Source organism: Leptolinea tardivitalis, assembly GCF_001050275.1.
In the GTDB taxonomy this organism is placed as follows: domain Bacteria; phylum Chloroflexota; class Anaerolineae; order Anaerolineales; family Anaerolineaceae; genus Leptolinea; species Leptolinea tardivitalis.
Window position 1 is genome coordinate 184351 of the sequence record NZ_BBYA01000010.1, and the last position, 24883, is coordinate 209233.

Below are 24883 nucleotides of genomic sequence, written 5' to 3' on the forward strand. Positions count from 1 at the left end.
AAACGAAAAAATATACTATGATTAAAGAAGAACAAAATTTTCATTATCCGCATCAACCTCGAACACCTAAACAATGATTATGTCCAATTTCCCGGACTGGTTCACGCAAGAATATAGGCGATGGAATAAAACTCGGCCAGGTGAAGAAGATTTCCTGGCTTTTTGTTCTCTATTAGGGTACACGCCCGAGACTGTATTATCCTGGATGCACGGAGAATCGACCCCTCAAAATGGCGAAGTTTTGAGCATCGCCGGGATGTTTAGCGTTAAGGTTTACAAGGTGTTGGGTCTGCCTGAACCTGATAAAGAAATCCTACAGGCGTACGTATCGTTTTCAAATCTTGCAGGGGAGTTACGCAGTAAAGCTGCCCATGCCCTTTGGGAAGCTGATGTAGAGATAAAGAATAATAGGATATCGCCCCAATCCGATGAAGCAAAGGCGATTATCGCTAAAACTTTTGACAAATGGGGATTTGCTGTTTCTGGGAATTAGAGTTTTGGCTTTGAATACAGGGAAGGGGAACTAAAAGCAAGGTTACAAAGATAGGACGCATCCGATTTTGATGCGTCTTTTATTTTATGACCAATTCACTGGCATTTTTGTTTGACGTCAACAATCGTAATGCTATAATAAACTCAACCAACTGTGAAAAAATAATTTATTTGGGAGGGTCAAATGGACTCCGAATTCCTAACAGCCGAGGAAGTAGCAGAGTATTTACGTCTCCCGCTATCAACGGTCTACAAATTAGTTCAAGATAAACGATTACCTGGTTTCAAAGTTGGAAAACATTGGCGTTTTCGTAAAGATACAATCCAAAAATGGATCAAAGACCAAGAAAGTAAAAACGAGCCGGCTGATGAAAAATAATGGGGACTCAATAATCAAAAATATGCAAACCAAAATCTATACCGGCCAAATTTGGGAACAAAGCACTTCTTTAATTTATCCGTCTGAGCTATTAGGCTTGCTAGAATCTAAAGACACTTTGGTAATTCTTAAAAATGGAGAACCGCCTTTTCGAGTTGTCATTGGCGTTCCTCATCAGGCAGCGATTGGTGAATCGGTAATTGCCGAAAATTGGACAAACCAACATGGCAGGAAAGGTCGCGACTCTGATGAAAATGCTGCTTCTTTTGCATTAGTAACTTTCTCCAAACTGTGTGAGCAAAGTATTCCTTGCAAGATTGTCATTGCCACCCATGCTACCGATCACGATCCAAATAAGGATACGAATAGCGCTTATTGTGAGGAGGTTTTTTCTGAGGAGACAAATTTGCTTTTTGAGTGTCACGGTGCCGGCGATAAACGGAAGCAAGACATCGAAATCTCAGCTGGCGCTAATACATTCTCCAATGCTTTAGATTTTGGTCGACGTTTGGCGTCACAGTTGAATTACCACTATTCCTTATCCGCTCAAATTGAAGCAAGTTCAAAAAATGCGAAGAGTATCTGCAGAGAAAATGAAGCAGATACTACTTTGACCCTTCCGGCATTAGAGACCACCTCATTAATTCAAGCAGGGAAAAGGAAAGTTGCTGCTTTACATTTGGAAGCCAAACCCTGCTTTCGAATTCCCGAGAATGATCATTCAGTATCTGGGGAAGGACTGGTTTTAGGAAATGCAATAGCTGAAGTCATCCTCTCAAAGGTAGATTTATGAAACTTCAACTCACAAACGGCTACCGGCCTCGTTTTGACCAAATCTCTCGCATCCTTCAATACCTTCTTTTGCAAGGAGATAAGAAAAAGATATCTCGGCTAGAGATTGTCACCTCCTTAGGTATTCCCGAAAATCAAGTTGAGAATTTGATCAGTATGATGACCGGATTTGGATTAGTGCATCCGCGAGTCACTACACTTACCCCTTTTGGGAAAGCCATTATACAAGCCGATCCATATTTCGATAAAGAAGAAACCCTTTGGATCATTCACTACATCGTATCGAGCAATCCAGAATGGGTTGTGTGGCATAGAATTATCAATACGGTACTCCCGTCTCAGGATCATTATTCGGTCGAACAAATAAGCACCCAGTATTTCTCAGACCTTGCCATTCATTTTTCCGAAAGAACCATATCCGAAAAATTACCGAAAGAGGTTGGATCGGTCTTTGCTGCTTATTCACGAAGTGAATTGTCTCGTTTGGGAATTCTTGGGGTAGAAGGAACAGGCAATTTTATTAAATCCAATCCAATAGAAATACCAAATCTGGCTTTCCTTTTCTGTTTACTTTATTATCGCGACAAATATTCACCGGGATCTTCAGCAGTGAATACTGAAGATGTATGCCTGGCTGAAAACAGTCCCGGTAGAGTCATTAACTTACCCGAGTACCAGGTGCGAACGATATTAGGGAACCTACATAACGCTGGTTTGGTTCGGTTAGAGCAATTAGCCAACCTCGATCAAGTGCGATTATCGGATACATTGACGCAAGAAGATGTATTAGGACGAATATATGGGGGAAAAAATGCCAATTAGCGTGTTCGACGCCATAAGTCATCTGGAACAAGAACGTTATCGGGCGGTTGTTATACATACGGTTCCAGAAAAGAGCCCTTCTATGTCTTTATTTTTCCAGAAGCTTTGTAAACAAGCGAATGGAAAGTACTTGGATTTATTGGAATTTTTTATTCAGTCCCCAGCTCTAAGTGAGAGTATCGATCGTTTCAGTCCTGAGAAATTCAGGGGCTTGTTGATTGAACAAAGCCAGGGCCGGTCATTGCTTGTCGTTGATCGAGCTGACTTTTTGCTGGATACCTGGCGCAAATCGGAACGGCAGGATTTTTTCCGATTTATCAACAACCAATGGGATAGTTATAAAGATGGCATGAAAGCTAAACTCATCATCGGGTTGCAAACGTCACAAGAAATTGAGGCGTTGAAAATACTCGATTCGAAAGACCAAAGTCGCATATTCCGGTTGCATGATTTCAATGATATAGGATAGGGGAGTTCTTCACTATGACCAAGATTCGAGACATCGTACAAATAAACAGTGGGTACACCAGTTACGTCGATCTGTATGAGGATTACTACGACCTGGTAAAAAATCGCGGCCGTATGGAGCGTTATAAGCCGATCGCCGCTCATCGACAGGTTTTTGAAAAAATTGCCAATGTACTCAACCCTTTAGATCGCCGATTCTATTTCCTTTCAGGTAGTTATGGTACTGGTAAGTCCCATTTACTGTTAATGTTCGCAAATTATTTTGCCAATCCAAGTGATCTTCCTGAAATAGAAGCGTTTTTCAAGAATTATGAAACCGCCCAAAACGAAGTCCTTCTGAAACCGGGAGAGTCGCTCAAGGAAAGAAAGGCTGCTTCGCTAAAGGAAGCCCGTAAATCAGGTCGCTTTCTGGTTGCACTTTGCCGCTATAGTTTAAATCTTGATTTCGAAGGCGCAGTTTTAAGGGCCTTGGAAGAGGCTTTGCAGAAGGATGAATCGAATATCCTTTTGGATAGCCATTACCGAGAGGCTTTACGTCGGATCAAAGATTGGGAATCGCGACGGAATGAAACGCGTTTTTTCTCGGATCTTGAAGCTGTTATCAGTCGCTTATATCCAGATTGGACTGTCAATGATCTGATCGATGGTTTGGAAAAGTATGATGAGCAAGCGCTAAAAGCATTCAAGAGCTGCTTCCAGTCGGTTACTGATTCGGAATTTGCATATAAGAAAGACAATCTTCGTGACATTATTTCGGATTTCTTGAAAAATCCCGAATTCAAGGAACGTTACAAGGGTATCGTGTTCCTGTATGATGAATTTGGCGCGGCCATCGACGCCAACCTGGTCAATTACACGACTTTACTTGACTTTGCTCAATACTGCGCCAATTCTACTCTCGACAAAGGGGGAACAGTCGTCTTTATTGGTACCGGTCATAAAGCTTTCCGCAATCACGGCCAGATTGGGGACTTGAATGCAGAGACGTTAGAGGCGCGGGTCTCTGAAATTGGCCTGCAAACGCAAGGGATGGAAGACATTATTGCCGCAATCGTCCAACCGAAAAAAGATTCACCAGAGTGGATGCAACAAGTCCAATCGCAATCCGGTAAATTCACCTGGTTCTCCAGTGAGTGTAATCGACTGCATTTATTCAATTGGCTGCCGGCGCCAAAGATAAAGAACAATATCATTCAGAACATCTATCCCATGCACCCGCTGGCAACTTTTGCACTCCTTCGACTTGCCGGTGAAGCCGGTTCTGATAACCGATCTGTATTTAAGTTTTTTGCTCCTGAATTTGAAACGGGTGAGCAAGGGTGGGTCAATGTACAGCCCAACTCTTATCCCTGGTTCTTGGAAAACAATGAAATTGTAAATCAAAGCAAACTGGCATTGTATACAGCCGATTTGCTGGTGGATTATTTCAAAGAAAGCCTGAAAGCCACCAACAGCCGTCTGGTTGACCGTGTAAAAAATGCAGTTATTAATTATGAGGCGACCATTCGGGAATTAAATGCCTATTTAGCCCGTAAATCGCAGCAGCAGTTATTTGAGGAAGCAGATGAACTCATGCTGCGCATCATCAAGGTGATGCTGGTCAATGAAATTGCCAGTACATCGGATGTAGCGATTGCCAATACTGCTCAGAATATTGAGTTCGCTTTGGAATTTGTTGCTCCTGACGAGAAAACTCAGGTCGAAGATCGTCTGAAACTTTTATGTGAAGCCGGCATTCTATTCAATAACCACGGCGTATATGAATTAGTGCGCGGCGACCGCAAAGACGTTCAGCGGCTTGTGGATCAATTCAAGTCCAATCCAGATAACCGTCCTACAAATTTGTTACAGAACTTTTTAGAGCTAAACCCATTACGGGGCGATGAGGTGTATCTTGAGGCTAAAGATTACAATGCTTCATTCAGCGAGGACAAGCGCTTGAAGGTGCTTTTTGCTACACCATCCATGCTTACCGAAAAACGCAGCATTAATGGAAATTCAATTTCATTCTTTGCGGCGTTAGAGCAAGAACGCTTACAGACGGCTGGTGTGACCAATGGTTATGAAGGAGCCGCAGTTTTCGTCTATAGTGAAAATGAAAACGACATCGATGCTGCGAAAAAAACTGTTGCTCAAAACAATCAACAGCGCGTAATGGTGGCTATTCCCCGTAATCCAATTAGCGTCTACGATGCGATTTTCACGTTGAAAGCTCTCGAGAGCGATTGGTTCAAGAAACAGTCACAGAGTTTTAGCCCTTACGAAAAAGCGGAAGAGAAGAAAATTCGCGACGATGCTGCCAAAGCCCTGACTGATGCTAAAACGGATTATTTTACCAATGCAAAAGTATATTGGTTTGGTGTGAATGGGGTCGAGGTGCCGGTGCAAGAAAGTAAGCGCCACGATGCCGCAAACAGGATGATTCTCGAGCTTTATGGAAGTAAACGCAACACTTTTGGCCACAACGAATTTAACAAGGCACATATCAACTTATCTGGTCAAGTCCGCGCCATATTCAAAGAAGCTGGGGATATACTTTGCGACCTCTCACAACCCATCCGGGTCAATTGGTCCTGGCCGGATAACCGCGGTGGAACGAAATATCTACGCAAGTGCTTTGTAGATCACCAGGCTCTGAGAGTGTTAACCGTTGAGGGAGATACACGCTATTTAGAGGCTGAAAAGGATATCAATAAATTCCGTACAGCCTTGCCGGCTTACGCAAAACTTCTAGAAAACCTCGCCGCACTTGAAGGGAAAGGGCAGACAAACCTTTTGCCGTTCCTCAAGCCGTTCTTTGAGGAGTACGGTCAAGGAGAAATTGCAGTTTCTTTGATGCTATTGCTAGCCCGGCGGTTCTATGGCGACAGCTTACGCTTTAAACGCGAGCCCAATAATCTGACGGACATCCAATTTACAAGCACCGACGATATGCTCGCCCTGGTTCAGGGTCAATATCCCTCTGCGGTGATTCTTTTTGAACCGGTGAGCGCTGAGGATCAGACATATTTTGGCAAAATCACGCAAATATTCACGAATCAACCAGCGCCGGCAGGCAAAGTTTACACGATTGGTGAGGCTTATCAAGCCGCGGTCAATTGGTGGGGTAGTCTTCCGATCATTGCTCGTTCCCTCGGTTTTTATACAGGGGACGAAAAGTCGTTAGCTGAAATATTCAGCCAGGCAAAAACCAAAGACCCATTTCGGTTCATCAAGTATGACCTGATGGAAATGCTCGGTCAAGTGCCGGGTGAAACCCTTACCCCAGTTAAAATCACGCATATCGAAGTTCACTTGAAAGCTTTCAAAAGCACAGCAGAGACTATTCAAGCGAGCGTGGAGGAACAGATTTTGGGCCAGGTGGCGGATATCTTTGGATCGTCTTCTCATTTGGATGTCGATATCCAGGATGCTTTCAAGAATTGGCACAACGGATTGAGCAGCACCCAAAAGGATCCTTTTGGCACTTACCACAACAACGACAGCAAACCTTTGGTGAAATTTACAGCGTATGCCAACATCCGCGAGCTGCTGTTTAAGACGTTACCAGAGGCTTATTCGCTGGGAAGTGTGGATACCTGGATGTCTAATTTCGTTTCGACGTTGGTTCAACGAATTCAAAGTGGCAAAAAACATATCGAAACCAACGCGCCGCAAATCAGCCAGCTCAAAGTGGATTTCACGAACGATCTGTCCCAACATGGCAACCAGGTCACCTATCAGGGTGAACTCGTGCTGCATGCAGACACTGAGGATGGCCAGGGAGTCATTTATTATACAGAAGATGGTTCCGATCCTACCTCCAGCAAACAGCGGCAAAAACTGACCCCTGGAGACATTTTGACGATCAAGGGCAACCGCAAAGTCAAGTTGGTCGTTGCGGATGAAAAAGGGAATTACACCGCAGTAAAGACAGTTGAAGCAATTGACGAACTGGAGAAATATAAGATCGTTCGGCCAGCGCAGAAAACTGCCTTCGACGAAACGATCACCTTTGTTTTTCCGAAGAACAAAGAAGCAGCCAGGATTACCATTCTGTCTATGCTTTCGGAATTGGCAGAATCGAGCCTTTATGCTGATAACGAATTCCGCCAGGCTGTTCTTCGCGCTTTAGACGAGATTGAAAAATAAGCGATATCCTGGTAGGGTATCGGGCGATAAGGATGAAACAACATGCCAATGTATTACCACAACGAAACGCTCTTCTCTGAAATTTACCTCGAAGAAATTACGCGCCAGACCGAAAACGCTGACGTCCTGGCGTCCTTGAAAGTTTTAGGGGAATACCGGGAATATGCCGATACCCACAACTTGCAATCCTGGAAAGAGTCCTATGTCCACGAGGTGCTTTCAGCGTTGGGATTTTTCGCTCAATTCAAGAGTGACCACATCACATACCTGTTTCCGATGGGGAGCAGCGGAGCGGAGAACCCTCTTTCGTTGTGCTATGTTCTTTTGCCGGAAGATAACCTGGATAACACGACCATCGGCCGTAATTGGGCTGAGAAAATTATCCGAGCGCTGCGAGCGAATGATCTTCAATGGGGTCTGCTCACCAATGGCAAGCAGTGGCGCATCTATCACCAGGATGAACCCACGCCGTACGAAACCTATTTGGAAATCGATCTCGAAGCGATCCTGGCAGATAAAGCCAAAGAGGCTTATCAGATCTTCCACAAATTCATGAAGGCGGAGAATTTCGCGATTCATGAAGATGGCAAGTGTCAGTTTGACCGCTTTAAGCAAGAATCTCAGGACAAAATAGATTACATCGAGAAGGAGCTGGCCAACGCTCTCAAGCAGCGTGAAGAGGGTGGCAAGGGTGTTCTTTCGGATCTCTGCATGGGCTATGTGGAAGAACTGCGCCGTCGCAAGGAAGGTGATCTGGACGACGAAGGTCTGCGTAAGAAGATTTACCATGGCGCGATGTTGTATATGTTCCGCTTGCTCTTTTTGTTCTATGCAGATGCGCGCCGGCTGCTGAGCGACGAGAACCATGATTTGTTGTCGAAAGTGGAAAGCGAATGTCGTGTTCGCCATGATGGTATTGATTCGGGCGATCTTACTTTCCCTATCTGGGACAGCCTTGAACACATCTTTGTAGATATCGACCAGACCTACAATGGCGGCCTGTTCAGCCCGCAGGAAAGTGAGTTTACCCGCTTCCTGTCAGATACCCGGATAGGTGACTCTTACCTGGCAAATGTCATTTTCAACCTGACCACCTACCGAGAAAAGAACGGGCAGGAAAAACCCATCAGCTACCGCGACATGAGTGTGCGCCATCTTGGAACTTTGTATGAAGGCCTCCTTGAACACAAGTTATTTATTGCCAAAGAAGATACTGAAGTCAAGGTTGCCAAAAGCGTAGTTCAATTTATCCCTGTTTCACAGGGCGGAAAATTAGTTATTGGTCAGTATCTTCCGGTCGGATCAGTTTATTTCGCTGGAGACCCAAGCGAACGAAAATCCACCGGATCGTATTACACACCTGAATATATTGTTGATTACATCGTGCGCAATTCGGTCGGTGAAAAGCTGAAAGAATTAAAAGCGACTTTTCTGGTAAAAGAAAAAGAAAATCTTGAAGCATTTACCCAGGCTGTTGATGAAGTTGAGCGCAGTTCTTTAGCATCTATGCTAGAAGAAAATGCTCTGGAGTTTATTCGTCATAAAGTACTTCAGCTTTCGGTTTTGGACCCAGCAATGGGTAGCGGTCATTTCTTAGTCAACGCGACTAATTTAATCGCAAACAGCATTACAGTTCTACTCAACGAATTTGAAATTGAAGGTCAGCTTCCAAGCGGAACAGCTTATTGGCGCCGTTGGGTGGTGGAAAACTGCATTTATGGCGTTGACCTAAATCCGTTAGCAGTAGAACTTGCCAAACTCTCCCTGTGGATTCTCTCGATGGCGAAAGATCAACCTCTATCTTTCCTTAAACATCATCTCAAATGTGGCAATTCGCTTGTGGGTGCCAGGCTAGATGATATTGGTAATTATCCTTTCACATCTAACAAAAATGAAGCCGGACAAATCTCGTTATTCGAGAGGGATCCTGATTATAAAGCTGCCGTAGAAAAAGCTATTTTAAGATCACAGATGATCGCATCCCAAAGTTCTTCTGTGCGACATGAAGTAGAAGAAAAGAAAGTCTGGCTTGATGAAATAGAACAAATACTAGCTGGTTACAAAGCGATATGCAATGTACATACAGGATTGTTTTTCAACAATACTGCTGTAAGTGAAAATCAATACAAAATGATGGTTGATAGGAAAGATTTTTCTTTGGCTTTTTCATTAGAAAAAGACAGCCAATACTTTAATTGGGAATTGGAATTCCCATTGATATTTATGAATCAAAATGGTTTTAATTGTGTTATTGGAAATCCCCCTTATCTTTTCACACGAAATGAAGGAATTGTTAAGGCAGAAAAAGATTATTTTTATTCCGCATTCAAAACTCAGAGCGATCAGTTAAATACATTTTGTCTATTCCTAGAGCAATGCTTTCATATTCTTAGGGAGAATGGTGCTCTGGGTTTTATTACGCCTAACAATTGGTTAACAATTTCTAGTTTTTCGTCGCTAAGAAAGTTTCTACTTGAAAGTGCAAATAATATCAAAATAGCAAATGTCTTAGAAAAAGTTTTCGAGTCCGCTAATGTAGATTCGGCAATCCTTATCTTTTCTAAAGGCAGAGAATATTCAGATAATGTTTCCATGGTTGAATTACAAAATGGGCAAGAAGTCTTTTCTGTATTAACAAACTCATCCACATTTGTGTCCCCAATGTTCATTTTCAATATCAGTATGCTAAAAAATAAGGGGAGTTCAGATCTTATTGAACACATAGAAAATGAAGCAAAACCACTTTCGAATTTCTGTATAGTATCTACAGGCCTAAAAGCATACCAAACAGGAAAAGGCAAACCTCCTCAAGGTGATGGAGATAAGAAAGACCGGGTGTATCACTCAAATAGAAAATTAGACAATACTTACGAAAGGTATTTAGAAGGCCGAGATGTAAAGAGATATCAATTAACATGGTCAGGTCAATATCTAAGTTATGGTAATTGGTTAGCAGAACCGCGACGATCAGTTCCCTTTGATGGTGAAAGAATCTTGGTTCGGCAAATACCCTCAAAACCACCCTTTATGGTGCTTGGAACACTAGTAAATGAAAAATATTACAATGATATAAACAGTATGGTTGTTTTCTCACCTATGAAGGGGGTGTCGTTAAAATTTATCCTGGGAGTTATAAACTCTAGGTTAATCTCCTATTGGTTTCAAAAAAAGTACGACAAATTACAACGAACCATTTTCCCTCAATTTAAGGTGAATGAATTAGGTTCCTTTCCTATTGTTTACGATAGCAATAACCAAAGCCACCAACAAATTAAAACTCATATTGAGGTATTAGTAAGTAAGATGTTGGAATTATTAAGTGTTGAAAACATAATTATTGGTGAAGCTGAAAATGCCAATGTGTTTGAGGATGTTAGGTATATCAATCTTGAATTAGATAGATTAATTTACAAACTATATAACTTATCAACCAAAGACATTGAGGAGATAGAAAAGGATTAATTCTAATCGGAATTTAGCACATTACAGAGAAGAGCCACTGATCAGATATGATTAAAGTACACCTTGACCAAAATCAATTATTCCAGCATAGAAATACCACTATAGTTAGCAATTTTAGTGGTTATGTTTCCACTTATGCCATTATTCTTCGAATAATCGAAGATAAGGGTGATTCTACGATCGTTGTTTCAAATATTGCCATATTTCAATGGCTAAAAAATATGGCAAACCGTTATCCAGATGGCACATTTGTTTTTGAAACGATTGACGCACGGGGTACATTGGCACAGCGCTGGGCGCTAGATATTCCTACTGGTGTCACTAATGATGATATCCAAGGTGCCGGTCTCCTCTCGCTGGATTTACATCCCCAACCGGGTTTCAGCTTCGAAGATGTCCTTCTGGCGCATTTTTACGCCCCTATTTTAACCTCGACAACTTTTCCCCTTACCCAATTGGTTACATTGTTGAACGCAGTTAAACTGGAACAATGGAAAACAAACCTAGCTATCCCCTTATTGGCGCGCATCCTGCACACCCGCATGGAAGGATGGAAAAGCAAAACCCACTCCAGCGAGCAGCACCAGTTAGTAAATCTTTTTGCTGCTGATCCGGCGGGTCTCAAGCTGCTGCTGATGCGCTTCCGCGTGCTGCAATGGTATCCTACGCTGGGCGAAGTGCTGATGGGTGAGACCTTTCACCTCTTGCGGCTGCTCAAACTGCAACTGGACGACCTGGCGGTGGAAGAAGCCAGTATCCCCGAAACGATTCTGCAGGTGACCTACTTTCTCAATAACCAGCAGCCGCAAAACGCGGAGGAGCTTTCCGCCCTGCTGGAGCGAATGAGCGGGCTGCTGGCGGTGGAGTTCGAAACCATCGAAAAATATCTGCGAGACCATCCCGATTGGATTACGCCGGAATTAATTGAACAAATCGAGGATAAGTTCAGCGGTCAATCTCTCCGGCTCGCTCGAAAAATAGCGACCTTGCGCGGGTTGATCCGTCCACCCAAGCCCGGAACCCCAGATCTTAACTGGAATGTGGACACCATGCTTTCCTGGACGACCGAGTCCTACCTGCCATACCAGGCCTGGTGTAACCGCCAAGAACAGTTTGACCCTGACCTGTATGCCATCGGCGACCGTTTTTCGGAATGGTTGATGCAAAATTGGGATAACATTCATGCCAATTCCAAACGCATGGTTTTCAATATCCTACCCAATAAAGCAGCGGATTTAAAACGCGCTGGAGTAGTGAACCTGGTTTTGGTGATCGATAACCTGGGTTGGGCTTTCTCGGAAATGCTGCGCGATCTGTTCCAGGAACGCGGCTATTTTCTGGCCGGCGCTGAGCCTTATATGGCCATGCTCCCCAGCGAAACGGAAATTTCCAAAAAATGCCTACTGGCCGGAGCAGTGGGGTATCAGGCGATTGACGATAAGACCTATAAAGGCATGATCGAAAAAGGGTGGGTGCCTTATTTCAACGATAACGCCTTTCGCTATATCAGCGATATCGGCAGCTTGAGTGCGATCGAAACCATCGACGCAGCTTCTTATGTGGTTAATTACCTGGCGGTGGATAAAGCGCTGCACAAATCTGCGGATGAAATCGGCATGCCTCACCGGGACCATATTCATCACCTGCTGGAAAAGCTGGTTGAGAATACGATCTTGTTTATTGAGAAGCATGGTTTGCAGGAAAACATTCGCATTCATGTTGTCTCTGATCACGGCTCTACCCGTATTCCTGCCATGGTGCAGAATGACCTTGATCCGGTATTTTTCAAAACAAACGGTTTTGATGCCCGTTCACACCGCTACGTAATTGTGAGCAATGACCGATTTGCTGGCTTGGCTGATAACCTAAAACTGGATTGTTTCTTTTTGCCAGCAAATGATTTTATGAACCCGGAAAATGTTTTGTGCGCCAGGCGCGGCAACCGTTTTATTCCCACCGATAAGGATTTTTACGTTCACGGCGGGCTGCTGCCCGAAGAAATCATAGTTCCGTATCTGGTTTTTGAACCGGCCACCGTCTCAACGCAGGACTTAACTGTTTTGCTCAAGAAAAATCAATACCGTTACCGCATGGAAACGATTGAACTGGAAATCGGTAACCCCAATGATTCCGCTGTCGAGCAGGTTCAGGTCAACCTATTGAATGGGAATGTGGAAAGTGAACCTGTCCGGATAGCCTTATTGAATGGTAAGAAAAATATGGCGGTCCAGATCAAAGCGCGCTTCAAAGTGACCAGTATCCTTGAAGAACAGAACAGCCTGCACATTCGAGTTCGGTTCCACGCCCATGGTGAGCAGCACACTTTCGATGTGCAGCCCAAGATCATCATGAAGAAGATGATTGAAGAGAAAAGTACCAATGTGTTTGACGATTAACATCAAGCCTTCATCCGCCAAAGATGAAGATCTTGTCCAAGGAGTGAGTGATGGAGACATTTGAACAAAAGGCAGTAGACGTTTTTAGCGAAATTGTGATCAATAAGTCTTTTGTGCATAAAGCCGGTTTTGGCAGCCGGGCAATTCCTACCTATGTGCGGGAGTGGATCATCTCTCATTATCTGGACGACAGCACTGAATTAACGGAAACAGCGCGCCAGAAAATAGCCGGTTTTGTTCAGAAATATGTTCCTGATAAAAGCCAAAAAGAAACGATCAAGAACCAGCTTTTTGAACAAATGGAAGTTCAATTCTTAGACAATTATTCTGTTTATGTAAATTTGGAAAAAGGTGATCGGTATCTCAATATTCCATTTTTAGATGAAAGTGCTGCGTTTGCGATCCCACAAATTATTCAAGATAATGAAATGTTGCTGAGTAGCGGACTTTGGGGGGTCGGAAAACTTTATTATGTCCCCAAGAACGATGATAATCCGCGTGGGCAAATCTGGATGCGCGAATTCCGGCCCTTTCAATTGGCTAATATGGATTTGGAGTATTTTCGAGAATGCCGTAAGAGCTTTACAACCCAAGAATGGATTGATTTTCTGATTTCTTCGATGGGTTTTAATTACAAGCTCTATACCCAAAGGCAAAAGATCTTATTGGTCTGCCGGCTTATCCCGATGGTTGAACCGCGTTACAACCTGGTGGAACTGGCCCCGAAAGGGACCGGAAAGAGTTTCGTCTTTGAAAATATGTCACGGTATGTAGCCGTTCGCTCGGGTGCAATTTCACCAGCGGTGCTATTTTTCAATGATTCACGCAAGACCCCTGGATTAATCACCCGATATGACAGCGTAGTGATTGACGAAGCTCAAAAAGTCAAAGCGGATACATCCGGCGAATTGACCGCCCTGCTGAAATCTTACCTCGAAGCCGGCCGTTTCGCTCGCGGGAGCGCCAGTTCCATCAATGCGGAAGCCGGCCTGGTCATGCTGGCGAACATCGACCTGGACCAAAATAAACGGCCTTTGAACGAACAGGTAGGCTTGTTCCGTGTTTTTCCGAATTTCCTGCGTGAAACCGCTTTTATTGACCGTTTCTCAGGGCTGCTGCCTGGATGGGATTTACCCAGGATTAGCAAGGATACACCTTCCAAGACGATGGGGCTCAAGGGGGATATCTTTGGTGAAATTCTGCATTCCCTGCGTAGTGACATTAGTTATCGAGATTACGTTAAAACAAACATGGAACTGCAAAACTGTGACGATATGCGTGACAGCAAAGCAGTCGAAGCGGGAGCCACAGGTTTGCTGAAAATACTTTTCCCAGATCAAGACCCTACGGAAGAGGAGTTTTACCTATATTGTGCCAATCCGGCGCTGGAATTACGTCAACGCGTCAGGGATGAATTATGCAAATTAGATCGGGAATATGTTCCGGTTACTTTCAACTCAAAGATGCCTGATGAATTCCAAAGAGGGCACAGGCTTGTTAATTATTCCGATCCAAGTTCAATACCTGTCCCTACTGTATCACAACCTGTGCCAGAGCCACCCCCTGCTGCTGCGGATGAAGATGAAGCAGAGGTTCTACGATATTTTGGCGCTACTGAGGAACCGGCACCTAAGCCAGAAAACGGGTCAGAATTGACTGCAAAAACCATTCACATACGAGAGGGTGAGACTGGTTACAGCTACCAGAATTTGTTTGGACCTTACCTCAGAGGTGCTAAAAAAATCTATGTGACTGACCCCTATGTCCGATTGGAATATCAACTCCGGAATTTTATTACGTTTGCTGGAATCATCGATACCACTGCCGGCCAGGTGGAATTGAAACTCACCACTTCTGCCGAAGATGCCTACCAGGAAAAGATCCAAGAACAAAAGTTTAAAGAGATCAGCGCAAGTCTGGCTCAACATGGGATACTTTTTACTTTTGAATTCGATCCAGTCATTCATGACCGGAGTATCAAGGCAGATAATGGTTGGTGCATTTATCCGGGGCGCGGCTTGGATTTCTATCAAAAACCTGATTCAAAGTATGAATTGAGTGAAATCGATCAGACCAAACGGAAATGTCGGGAGACAGATATTATCTTCCAAAATGCATAAGGGGGACGTTATGGCAAGTTGGGTTGAAGATATTATCCAGGCATTGAAGAATTTGGGCGGGCAAGCCACTTTAGCCCAAATCTATGAAGAAGTAAAAAGGATTAGAACTGAACCTTTACCGGATACATACAAAGCAAGTATCCGAGAAAGGATTGAGGCTCACTCATCAGACTCTTCAAATTTCAAAGGTACGGATCACTTTCGGAAAGTGGAGAAAGGTGTTTGGGCTCTTAGGGACCATGCAGAAGTTGGATCGATAGATGTTGGGGTAGGACACCAAAGTCAGGTTTCCAATAGTTCAACTTCGATCCAGGGAAAGGATGAGTCAATGTCAACATGGATCGAAGATATTAATCAAGCACTAAAAAACCTCGGTGGACAGGCTACCCTTACCCAGATCTATGAGGAAGTGAAGCGGATTCGGCAAGGAACGCTGCCGAAAATGTGGCAACACATTATTCAAGACACAATATATCAACATTCATCTGATACCCAAAAATTTCAAGGCAATGATTTGTATCATAAAGTGGATAAAGGGGTTTGGGCGCTTCGAAACCATACGGCTGCCCCACAACCCGTTCATCAAGCTTTAAAACAAAAAGATGCTGTTCCGCAAAACTATCTCCCCCCCGAGTCTTTCGAGGAAATTGCAAATATTCTAAGGACGATTAAGCAGTATCGAGATTACCAACATCCAGATTCGCCTTCCTGGAAAGAATATGTGGATGAGTTTTTTCATATCCTGGGTTTTTCTACGAATGGAAAAAGTCAGCGCCTCATGACTTTGAGTCTTATGGGAACTAACCACACTCCCAAAGCTATTGTTTGTTACGTAAAGCCCGGAGAAAATTTTGACGAAATTACCCCTGGTTTAGAATGGGAATCCTATCTATTTTATGCTGCAAAATTCCATCAAATTGATTGGGGCATATTAACAGATGGTCTACGGCTTAAGATCATCCATTTCAAAGATCAAGACAATAAGCAACCGTCCTATTGGCCAGACCTTGATGGGATTGTCTGTCAAGAAAAGCTTGATACTTTTTGTTCGGTCTATAAGGTGTTTTCTTTTATCAAAGGATATGACGGCAAGCCAGCAATTGCGCAAGGGAATCAAAAGAAGTCACAACAGGGTCAAAATGATGGGGAGTTGGCTGAGCGGCATGTTCTCCGCCTGAAATTCTGGGGGGAGCTGCTTGAAAAAGCAAAAGCAAAGACAAAACTTCATGCCAAGGTCTCGCCAGGAATAGAGAATTGGATCAGTGCCGGCGCTGGGAAAAGCGGTCTTGGATTTAATTATGTTGTACGAATGGATGACGCCCAGGTGGAGTTGTACATTGATAAAGGTGAAGCCGAATGGAACAAAAAAGTTTTTAACACTTTCCTGCAGCAGAAAGTAGAAATAGAAGGACTCTTCGGCGACCCGTTGGATTGGCAATTACTTCCAGATAGACGAGCAAGCCGTGTTCGTTATGTGATTTCAGGTATTGGATTGAAAAACGAAGATCAGTGGGATGAATTACAGGGTAAATTAGTCGATGCAATGATAAGACTTGAAAGAGCTTTTCGGTTAGTCATTGCCAAGGACATTCCGAAATAAAAGGCGGGATCAAAAAAACAAGTTTTTGAGATAATCCTTGTGGTTTTTTCTCAACAACTTATTTTTCTCATAAGGAAAATCATGGGCGCAGCCATCCGTAAACTTCAGAAAAGAAAAAAAGCAAGAAAAATATTATCCGAACTAATGGAAAATCCAGAACATGTTTTGGTAATCCATTACTCGTGTGAGAGCTTTTATGATCGCCCGAATGGTACTTCTCCAAGAATTACTTCCATTGCTGTCAGAAATTTTGCCTCGGGTCAAACAAAATCGTTTTCTGTTCATCAAATAGCTGAACGACGAAATTTATTAAATACTATTGATCAAGAGTACGATGTTTTTGAAAAAGAAATGCTGGATGAATTTTATGAATATGTTCATGCTCACACCGGTTTCAAATGGTTACATTGGAACATGAGAGACATGAATTATGGTTTTGAGGCCATAGAACATCGCCATAAAGTCTTAGGAGGGAAACCTTCAGAAATTCCCGAGCAGAATCGAATTGATTTGAATCGATTATTGATTGATATATATGGTGTAGGTTATATAGGTCACCCACGACTAACGAAATTAATAGAGTTGAACAAAATTAGCGATAAAGACTTTCTTACCGGCTCAGATGAGGCACAAGCATTTAATAATAAAGAATATGTACGGCTTCATTTTTCGACATTACGAAAGGTGGATATTTTAGCTAATATAGCTGACAGAGCAGATCAAGGTTTATTAAAAACAAATTCTTCTTGGAAAGATGCCCTAAAATGTATTCCTCAAATGACTGGAGAATGGTTTAAAGAAAACTGGTTAGCTAGTCTTATATTAGGCTTTGTAAGTATCATAGGATTAATAATTGGATTAATTCAATTGGTCAAATAATTGGGGGTGTTCAATGAGTGGCAAATTATATAAAAGTACGATTTATGAATACGCTCAAGCACTACAAGTACTTGAGCTGGTAAAAGTAGAAGCCTTAAGCCCGTATCTGGCTAGTCTATTAGCAATAATTTTTAAACACTCGGAGAAACAAAACTGTTTAGAAGAAATTCGTGAATGGTTGTTCAATTACATTACACCATACTTATATTCAGATCCAAGGGATCAAGCAGATTTGCGAGAGAAGACTTTAGCAATTTCCACATATTACTTAGTGGAAAATCCCAATGATCAAAAGTATTTACTCCCTAATGAATTTCTCAATAGGTACCTGGAATATGCAAGCAAACAAGATTGGTATGGAGATTCATTTTTAGCTTTTACTGTTGGCTTACTATATGACAGAAATGCTATCCATGAAAATGCTCTAAGCTATTTCAATCAGAGATATATGACTTTCCTAGCCCAGCAAGATATCCAAGCGATCAGTCAAGCATTGTTCTTAATCCCCGCCTTAGAAGAATCAACCAAAGAATCGGGACTTAATATAATCCGAACATCAATTGCGAATCCATATGCGCAAACTTATGAAAAATCTTGGGGATTAATTGGTATATCAAAGTCCATTAATCAAAGCGACATTGAATCGCTATTCCATTTAAAAACCATGCTGTACGAAGAACTTGCTCATATGACAACCTCGTTTTTTTCTGAACTTATTTCCAATGGCATCAAAAGCAAATATGGGCAAAGCGATAAAACAAACAGAGACATAGACCACGATGAGAATCGTGTATTGGTTGAAGAGGATATCGAAGAAACTCAGACTAATCAATCTACAGATATTGATGTTGCCGAATTAAGCTTGGTCACTTTAAGCACATTATTGTCAGATACCTTCTTCAATCTAAGCATAGTTGGAATTCCCGAAAAACAAATTATTGAATTCCTCGACTACGAAAACAAGAATGAAAAGGGATTTGTTCAAATATCAAGGTCCGCTAATGTTATTGGGAATATATTGGCAATCGTATTCACTTTTCTGGCTGGAATATTAGCCAGTATTTACCTTTTTGGATTAAGAATTGAAAACAATCAAATTGTATTTACTTCGACTCCTGCGTTAAGTGATTTGCTTATTCTACCTGTATGGGCGGATTATCTGCTCTCCCAAATTCAGGCAGTCTCTCGTGGCGAAAGTGCACTTGAAGGAATGAAGGAGATACCATTGTTACGACATTTGCTCCACTTCAGGAAGAAAAAGGAGATCGAATAATGCAGGGAACAATCTCAATCAATGAAGTTCGTATTCAACTGAATACAATAAAAAATTTATCTGTGTTCAAATGTTCTTTATCTGGGATTAGCACTCGGCACAAGAATCAAATCGAGTTTATTTTACGGAGTGAGCAAAATAGAGTCTCTATTTTTGAAGGTGAAGTAATATTTGCGCTTCCCGTGGAACAGCAAAATTTAGAAAGAGATAAACAAGCCCTATTCTCATTTTTGGTAAAACAACAAAGGGATTTAAATCTAAAACAACTATCATTAGTTCCACTAAGAGAAGTTCCTGAACGTGTGATTGAACGTTTAACTTTTGCGATGGTTAGCTATCAGGCTATGAAACAAGGTATTTTTTCGATATATGGTCACACATTTTTCAGGCCGACATTAATGACCGACAGATTGGCTCACAAAGCAGTCGAGGTTACTACATGTATTGAAGATGGATTCTTAAAATTTTATCTCGACCCAACATATATAGCATTAACGTGTATTACTGACACAGCGAGAGAAAATCGTGAAAACTTAGAATTAGTTGGGCTGTGCTCATTTCGCAACAAGAATTTATGTTCACTGGTCCGCCCGGATGGTTCCTGTAACTGTTTAATTCCCGGGAAACTAGGATATTATGTCCAAGAAATGGGTATAAAGGATGTTGAGGATGACTCAAAAGATTTTCTCGCAAAAAGGTTTAACTCTTGCCCAAGATTTTCAGAGCACACCAGATTCATTCAAGTGAAAGCGAGTAAAAGAGGTACAAAATATTCCTTGTTCCCCTCTTATGTAGTGTTCTCTCGTTTATCAAGAATGGACTTAAGTGCAAAACCGGATGTAAGGAGCAGTTATCGCAAAGCCACATTAATGGATTCCCATGAACGGTTAAATCTAACAAATGATTGGATAAGACAAATTTTTATGATTGGTCAAAAAGGTCTTCAAAACTGGGGAGTTATAAAAGTAAACCAAACGGAAATCCCAGTGGAAATTGTATTGACTATCGCACATGCAATTGCCCCTAAAACCTCTCAAGGAATATATAAAGCTATTTTCTTACCTGACCAACAAATCACCAATGATAGTAATAATCCAACTCCACAGACTTTGAGTGGTGGATGGCTATTTACTAATAGAGGAGCGTTTGATAGAAGAGATCCCAATCGACCGTTTAAAGTCATATCTCCCTATATAATCGTTCCAAATAATGAGCAATCTATAAGCTCGTGCCGGCAATTAATAAACTATTTTTCGAATGGACGATATAAAGCACGTTGTAAGGGCGATCGGGATTTTATAGGAATAAGCTTGCCTGAAAACAAGGGGAAATATAATACATCCTTTGTTAATGCTTTTGAAGAAGAAGATGGGTTATATTTTGTTGAAGAAACAATTCAGGGATATCAAAAGGCCTTACAGGATATTGTTCGAGATTGGAATATAACCTCTAAAAGGGACATAAATAAACATGCAATAGTGATAATCCCTGGTGAAAATGATATCGATGACAATCCTTTTTATTACCAATTAAAAAAAGCTTTTGTCGAGGAAGGAATACCTTCCACTTTTATCACTTATGAAACAATGAATAAGATTAATGATCCGGACATTGCGTTTGGTCCCATTATGGATTCGCTTTGGCTAAATATATATTCTAAAATGGGTGGGAAACCCTGGCGTTTAGCGAATAGTCTTGGAAATGTTCATTGTTTTATTGGAATCGGGTTCGGAATCAATCCAGAAACGACAGGCAATCATATCTTTGCCGGTATTGCTCACATTTTTGATAATTATGGCAGTTGGATTGATGTCGCCTCTGATTCGGCCAATCTTTCCCAAAATGATCTAAATAGTTTTGAGGGAACAGAAAAATACACACAAGGGTCAGCTAGTTTCAAAATAAGCCAAAGTGTGTCACAGAGTATCGTTTATAACGCATTAAAGTTATATCAACAAAAACAAACCAAAACTCATGAAAATGCGACAAATATTGTCTTACATAAATTAGGACAAATATATGAATGTGAAGTAATTGGTTTCTTAGAAGGAATTCGACAGGTTTTAGGTTCTCTTGGAGATTGTAAGTTAGGGTTACTGCAAATTGAACAAGAACATCATCTTAGGCTATATGGTGCTGCAGCCCAAACAGGCAAAGAAAATAATACAATATTTAGGGGTTCTGCCTTGCAACTGAATCCTGAGAAATTAGTAATCGCATCAACTGGACGTAGTTATCGACAAACTTCATCAGGACTGTTTATGAATTACCCTGGTATCGGTACTCCCCAACCATTATTACTCACTTCGATAGTACCGAATCAGCAAATTCTTCAAAAATATGGATGCAACGCCAATCAATTTTACAGCAGTGAAGATTTAGCAAAACACGCAATGGCATTGACTCAGCTCCATTGGGGAAGCTTAAAAGATAATGTTAGATTGCCAATTACTACCCTATATGCACAAAAAGTGGCTGATCTCATTTCAAAAACAAATATGAGAATAAATCCTGGATTAGGTTATTTTAGACCCTGGTTTTTATAATTATTTGTAATTTAATCCTGAAAAGGCCAAAAAAGAACGGCTTTAGGAGAACCTAAAGCCGCTTTTCTTAAAATCCCAATCCCATCTGTCCCTCCGGAGCTACCTCCTTTCTTCTTGTCCTTCTGACAACTACGGTCTTTTGGCTAACCCAATCATCCCAGGTCATCACCTTTGGTCCAGTTATGATCACGGCGCTAGGTGTGGTCAAACTACCCATCGGATTATGGCTCACTTGCAGGTCATCAGCAAACAAAGTCTGCAAGTCAGAGAGCTTTGCTCCGTCCAGTACATCCCGAGCCAGTTGCGTAAGGAAGTCGCCTTCCTCTTCTGGCACGATTGCGCCTCCAACCTCATCGCCGTAGACGAGCTGCGCAGCCTTCATCTTTTTTCCCATGAGGGCCAGGGCTGTCGCTTCCATTGCCGTGGAGTAGACCGAGAAAATCGCCTTGACGGGCTGGGTCTGCCCCAATCGCCAAACACGCCGGACGCTTTGCCAAAGCGTATATAATGAATACTCGATCTCAAAAAAGACTACGGTAGAAAACTGCACCAGATCAAGACCGGTTTCCACAAGCCGCGGGTTGCAGATTAACGCATCGATGGTATTTACTCGTTTGGCGATCCATTCTTCCCGCTTACGCGGATCGACATTACCGCCCAGGATGGAGACTCTCAGGCCATTGGCTTGCAATGGCATCTGCACCCGGTCTTGAATATCGCGGGTTCCGGTCTGGCGGACATAGATTAGCACCTTACGTCCTTGCTGCCTCTCGAGTTTGCAGAAGTCGGCCAGCCAGTTTTCTTTCGGCAGCCATTTGTGGCCGTTGGGATTTATCGCCGGCAGTTCCATCAACGGAACCTTGCGGACTGACTTTCCATTTTCGCCATCCATCTCATCCACCACCACAACCTCATCCCGAAAAGCTGAATTCGGTCGCGCCAGGCTCCATTGCAGCCAGGTAGACAGGTAACGACTAGATTGGACAGCCAGTTGCTTCAGGCCACTATCCATACTGTGATATTGCCGCCCCTGGTCATCGAGCATATCCAGGGCAACCACCTCCTCTTTGTAAGCTGGTAACGCCAGGTTCAGGTCTTTCAAACTCAGGAATATGGTTGTGTCCAACAACCGGCTGACGATGGCCGGGCTGACACCCGGTTGTTCTTTCGCTTGATTGCGATACCGCCGATTGCCTGTGTAAACGCCATCCTCATCGGCATCATCATCCCGTCTCCTTCGGCGCGTAGTTTCGAGTACACCGTACAGCCTTGCCCAGCGCTTTTCGTCATGAAAGGCGAAGTCGCGTCGAACGCCATGATTCAAGCGGTGCAACAACCAAAAGATTGAAGTACTTTTTCCACCGAAGAACGTCCCCGTGAGGGTCAACGTCCACTTTGCGGCAGTAACTAACTGGTGAAAAGCTACTCCCCGGTCGGAGCTCTTGGACTTAAACTGATGCGATTCATCAGCGATCAACAGTTTGAATTTACCCTGAGCATGTTTTGCAATGTAATCCGCAATGCTGTGTCGGCGGGCGCCGGCGAATTCAAACAAAGGCGTTTTGCATGCATGTGAGCCCCACACCGGATCACCATTGGCGTCCAGTTTGATCCTCCCATCCGGGTCCAGTTCCCAACCTGGAACGTGATTACGACAGAACTGGCGTTTTTCGGCCAGCTCGTTCAGGTCGGTTACAGGGATGACAAAGCCATCCTTCTCAGCCGTCACCACCTTACCACAGCTTGGGCAGGCGCAAGCATCTACGACTTTGCCGGTTAATGGATCTCTGGTTTTACGCCAGACAACCGCCGGCTGCCAACCCGTTCCAAACTTGGCTGAGGTGTGCGCCACAATCGCAATCCATTTGGGTTTTGAACCTCCTGTTCTTTTTGCCGTTTCACTTGTCTGGTGATATTGATCCAAAAAATCACGTACGTCATTGACATCATAAGCATCATCGCTGTTACGCCCAATCCGGCGCAGCTCACGCGCATGTGCCCCCGGAATCACTTCTTCGATCTCGCGGATCCATTTGGGCACCAGGTGCGGCGGGCAAATGACAATAGCGGGGTAGGCATTCAGAAGTTCAATGACCGCTGATCCAATGGTTGTTTTTCCCGAACCCATTTCAGCCTGGCAGTTGGCTACACCGTTTTTACGGATGGAGCGTGCAAGCGCCGCAGCTGCATGGCGCTGTGCGGGTAATAAACCAGCCCGTTCCTGACCTGGCAACGGTTTACGCTGCGTGCCGATGGCATCCAGAACAGCGATCTCCTTCGGCGTCGGGTCCAGGTTGTAGAGCGGTTTATAGGTTTCCAGTACATGGGCGGCAATTTTTTCGCCGTGAGCTTTCATGAAGTCGGAAAGCCCCTTCACATCCTGGATGATCTGGATGCCGTCCTGTCGGAGTACCGCGACCGTGGTAACGAACCTGTCTTTGAAGGTCTCGATAACGGCGTCTGCATCTTTCGTGTCCGGCTGCTCGGTCTTTTCGACCACCTTGATAACCCGCCCTTTGATCAGCATAGGCTTTCCATCTTCATCCGTCAGCCGCACGGTGCCCATCATGCCAGAGGCCATGAGCATGGCGATGTGCCCCTTTTTCAACGGCATAACCGGTTGGGCGAGTTGTGTTAATCCACGGGTCGGATGGATCAGATCCAGCCATTCACTTGTATTTTGCACGCCTGCTTCCATTGTGGCCTCGACCACTTCTTCCGGCTCCCAGTCAGTGCGTTTAAACACAATCGGTTTGCCGTTTGCCCCTCGTGAAGGTGCTGCCAGCAGTTCATAAATTGGTTCAACCGCAATTTCAATGGGTTCAAGTTCTTCAGTGGCCAGGCTTTGCAGGGAGAGAACCTCCTTGTCGGTGGGCGGTTGATAAAGCTTACGTTTGTAAGCCAGTACCACCACCTGCTTGAATTTTTCATACAATCCATCCGGGAAACGATAAACAGTTATGGCCTCATAATGCCCAGCAAGCAGGCGAGCAATTTCAATCATTCCCAGGATTTTCTGGGGGATGATATAGGTCAACAACCCGCCGCGCATCAGTTTGGAGGTGGTGGTCTTGAGGAAATCCCATTCGAGCCGCTTTTGGCCTTCAAACCGGTCAAACTCGTATGGCGGGTTTAAGTAGAGCCAGGTAACGCTCTCGTCGCTCAGGACACAGGACTGCCAGGGAGCCTGGTAGACCTTATCCATCACGTTCTGTGCTTTTTCAGCCCGATCCGGGGAAAGTTCAACGCCCCAGGTTTCACAGTTAAGTCCTTTTCCTAATGTAGAAGCTGCTTTACCTTCTCCGGCGCAGGGATCAAATAACCGTCCTTTTTCAACGGACGGTTTCAGGTAAGTGCGGATGATCTCAACAACCGGGTCATCCGTGGGGTAATACCCCATTCTTTCAATTGCTGGTGGACGCATTGTTCACTCCTTGTGTGAGAAATAAAAAATCCCCGCAGGAGGCGCGTCCCACCCCTTGAGGGGATGAAAGCGCCCCCTCCGGGGTGAAATTGACGGTGT

Annotated in this window: 14 protein-coding genes; 13 read left to right on the forward strand and 1 reads right to left on the reverse strand. The window is 43.5% G+C overall.

What is annotated here, in order from left to right; translation table 11 throughout:
* Positions 1 to 79 precede the first annotated feature (79 nt).
* The 13 genes from LTAR_RS10405 to LTAR_RS10465 all read left to right on the forward strand — a co-directional run bounded on the left by LTAR_RS10405 (position 80) and on the right by LTAR_RS10465 (position 21360).
* A complete protein-coding gene (locus LTAR_RS10405) occupies positions 80 to 493 on the forward strand; it encodes a hypothetical protein (protein ID WP_062531989.1) in 414 nt (137 codons plus the stop codon).
* A 183-nt stretch (positions 494 to 676) separates the two neighbouring features.
* The gene (locus LTAR_RS10410) at positions 677 to 871 is read left to right on the forward strand and encodes a helix-turn-helix domain-containing protein (protein WP_062422179.1); all 195 of its coding nucleotides are present in this window, start codon (positions 677 to 679) and stop codon (positions 869 to 871) included.
* On the forward strand, positions 861 to 1664 hold the full coding sequence (locus LTAR_RS10415; RefSeq protein ID WP_062422180.1) for a hypothetical protein: 804 nt from the start codon (positions 861 to 863) through the stop codon (positions 1662 to 1664). Before LTAR_RS10410 ends, LTAR_RS10415 begins: the two co-directional genes overlap by 11 nt.
* Complete coding sequence (locus tag LTAR_RS10420; protein WP_062422181.1) at positions 1661 to 2485, forward strand: DUF4007 family protein; 825 nt, start codon at positions 1661 to 1663, stop codon at positions 2483 to 2485. Before LTAR_RS10415 ends, LTAR_RS10420 begins: the two co-directional genes overlap by 4 nt.
* Positions 2475 to 2954, forward strand: a complete 480-nt coding sequence (locus LTAR_RS10425; RefSeq protein WP_062422182.1) for a hypothetical protein — start codon at positions 2475 to 2477, stop codon at positions 2952 to 2954. The genes LTAR_RS10420 and LTAR_RS10425 overlap by 11 nt, the downstream gene beginning before the upstream one ends.
* A gap of 14 nt (positions 2955 to 2968) precedes the next feature.
* Positions 2969 to 7084: a chitobiase/beta-hexosaminidase C-terminal domain-containing protein gene (locus LTAR_RS10430; protein WP_062422183.1), complete on the forward strand. Its 4116-nt coding sequence runs from the start codon at positions 2969 to 2971 to the stop codon at positions 7082 to 7084.
* Between the two features lie 42 nt (positions 7085 to 7126).
* The gene (locus LTAR_RS10435) at positions 7127 to 10546 is read left to right on the forward strand and encodes an Eco57I restriction-modification methylase domain-containing protein (protein ID WP_062422184.1); all 3420 of its coding nucleotides are present in this window, start codon (positions 7127 to 7129) and stop codon (positions 10544 to 10546) included.
* Between the two features lie 47 nt (positions 10547 to 10593).
* Positions 10594 to 12942, forward strand: a complete 2349-nt coding sequence (locus tag LTAR_RS10440) for a hypothetical protein (RefSeq protein WP_062422185.1) — start codon at positions 10594 to 10596, stop codon at positions 12940 to 12942.
* A gap of 50 nt (positions 12943 to 12992) precedes the next feature.
* On the forward strand, positions 12993 to 15062 hold the full coding sequence (gene brxL / locus LTAR_RS10445; protein ID WP_062422186.1) for a BREX system Lon protease-like protein BrxL: 2070 nt from the start codon (positions 12993 to 12995) through the stop codon (positions 15060 to 15062).
* A 10-nt stretch (positions 15063 to 15072) separates the two neighbouring features.
* The gene (locus LTAR_RS10450) at positions 15073 to 16662 is read left to right on the forward strand and encodes a DUF4268 domain-containing protein (protein ID WP_158423426.1); all 1590 of its coding nucleotides are present in this window, start codon (positions 15073 to 15075) and stop codon (positions 16660 to 16662) included.
* A gap of 81 nt (positions 16663 to 16743) precedes the next feature.
* Positions 16744 to 17541 carry a hypothetical protein gene (locus LTAR_RS10455; protein ID WP_062422188.1) on the forward strand — a complete coding sequence of 266 codons (798 nt, stop codon included), beginning with the start codon at positions 16744 to 16746 and terminating at the stop codon, positions 17539 to 17541.
* 13 nt (positions 17542 to 17554) lie between these two features.
* The gene (locus LTAR_RS10460) at positions 17555 to 18814 is read left to right on the forward strand and encodes a hypothetical protein (RefSeq protein ID WP_062422189.1); all 1260 of its coding nucleotides are present in this window, start codon (positions 17555 to 17557) and stop codon (positions 18812 to 18814) included.
* Positions 18814 to 21360, forward strand: coding sequence for an argonaute/piwi family protein (locus LTAR_RS10465; protein WP_062422190.1), 2547 nt, complete (start codon positions 18814 to 18816; stop codon positions 21358 to 21360). Before LTAR_RS10460 ends, LTAR_RS10465 begins: the two co-directional genes overlap by 1 nt.
* A gap of 67 nt (positions 21361 to 21427) precedes the next feature.
* Here the strand turns inward: LTAR_RS10465 and LTAR_RS10470 are convergent, their stop codons facing one another.
* A complete protein-coding gene (locus tag LTAR_RS10470; RefSeq protein WP_062422191.1) occupies positions 21428 to 24784 on the reverse strand; it encodes a DUF6094 domain-containing protein in 3357 nt (1118 codons plus the stop codon).
* Between the last annotated feature and the right edge of the window lie 99 nt (positions 24785 to 24883).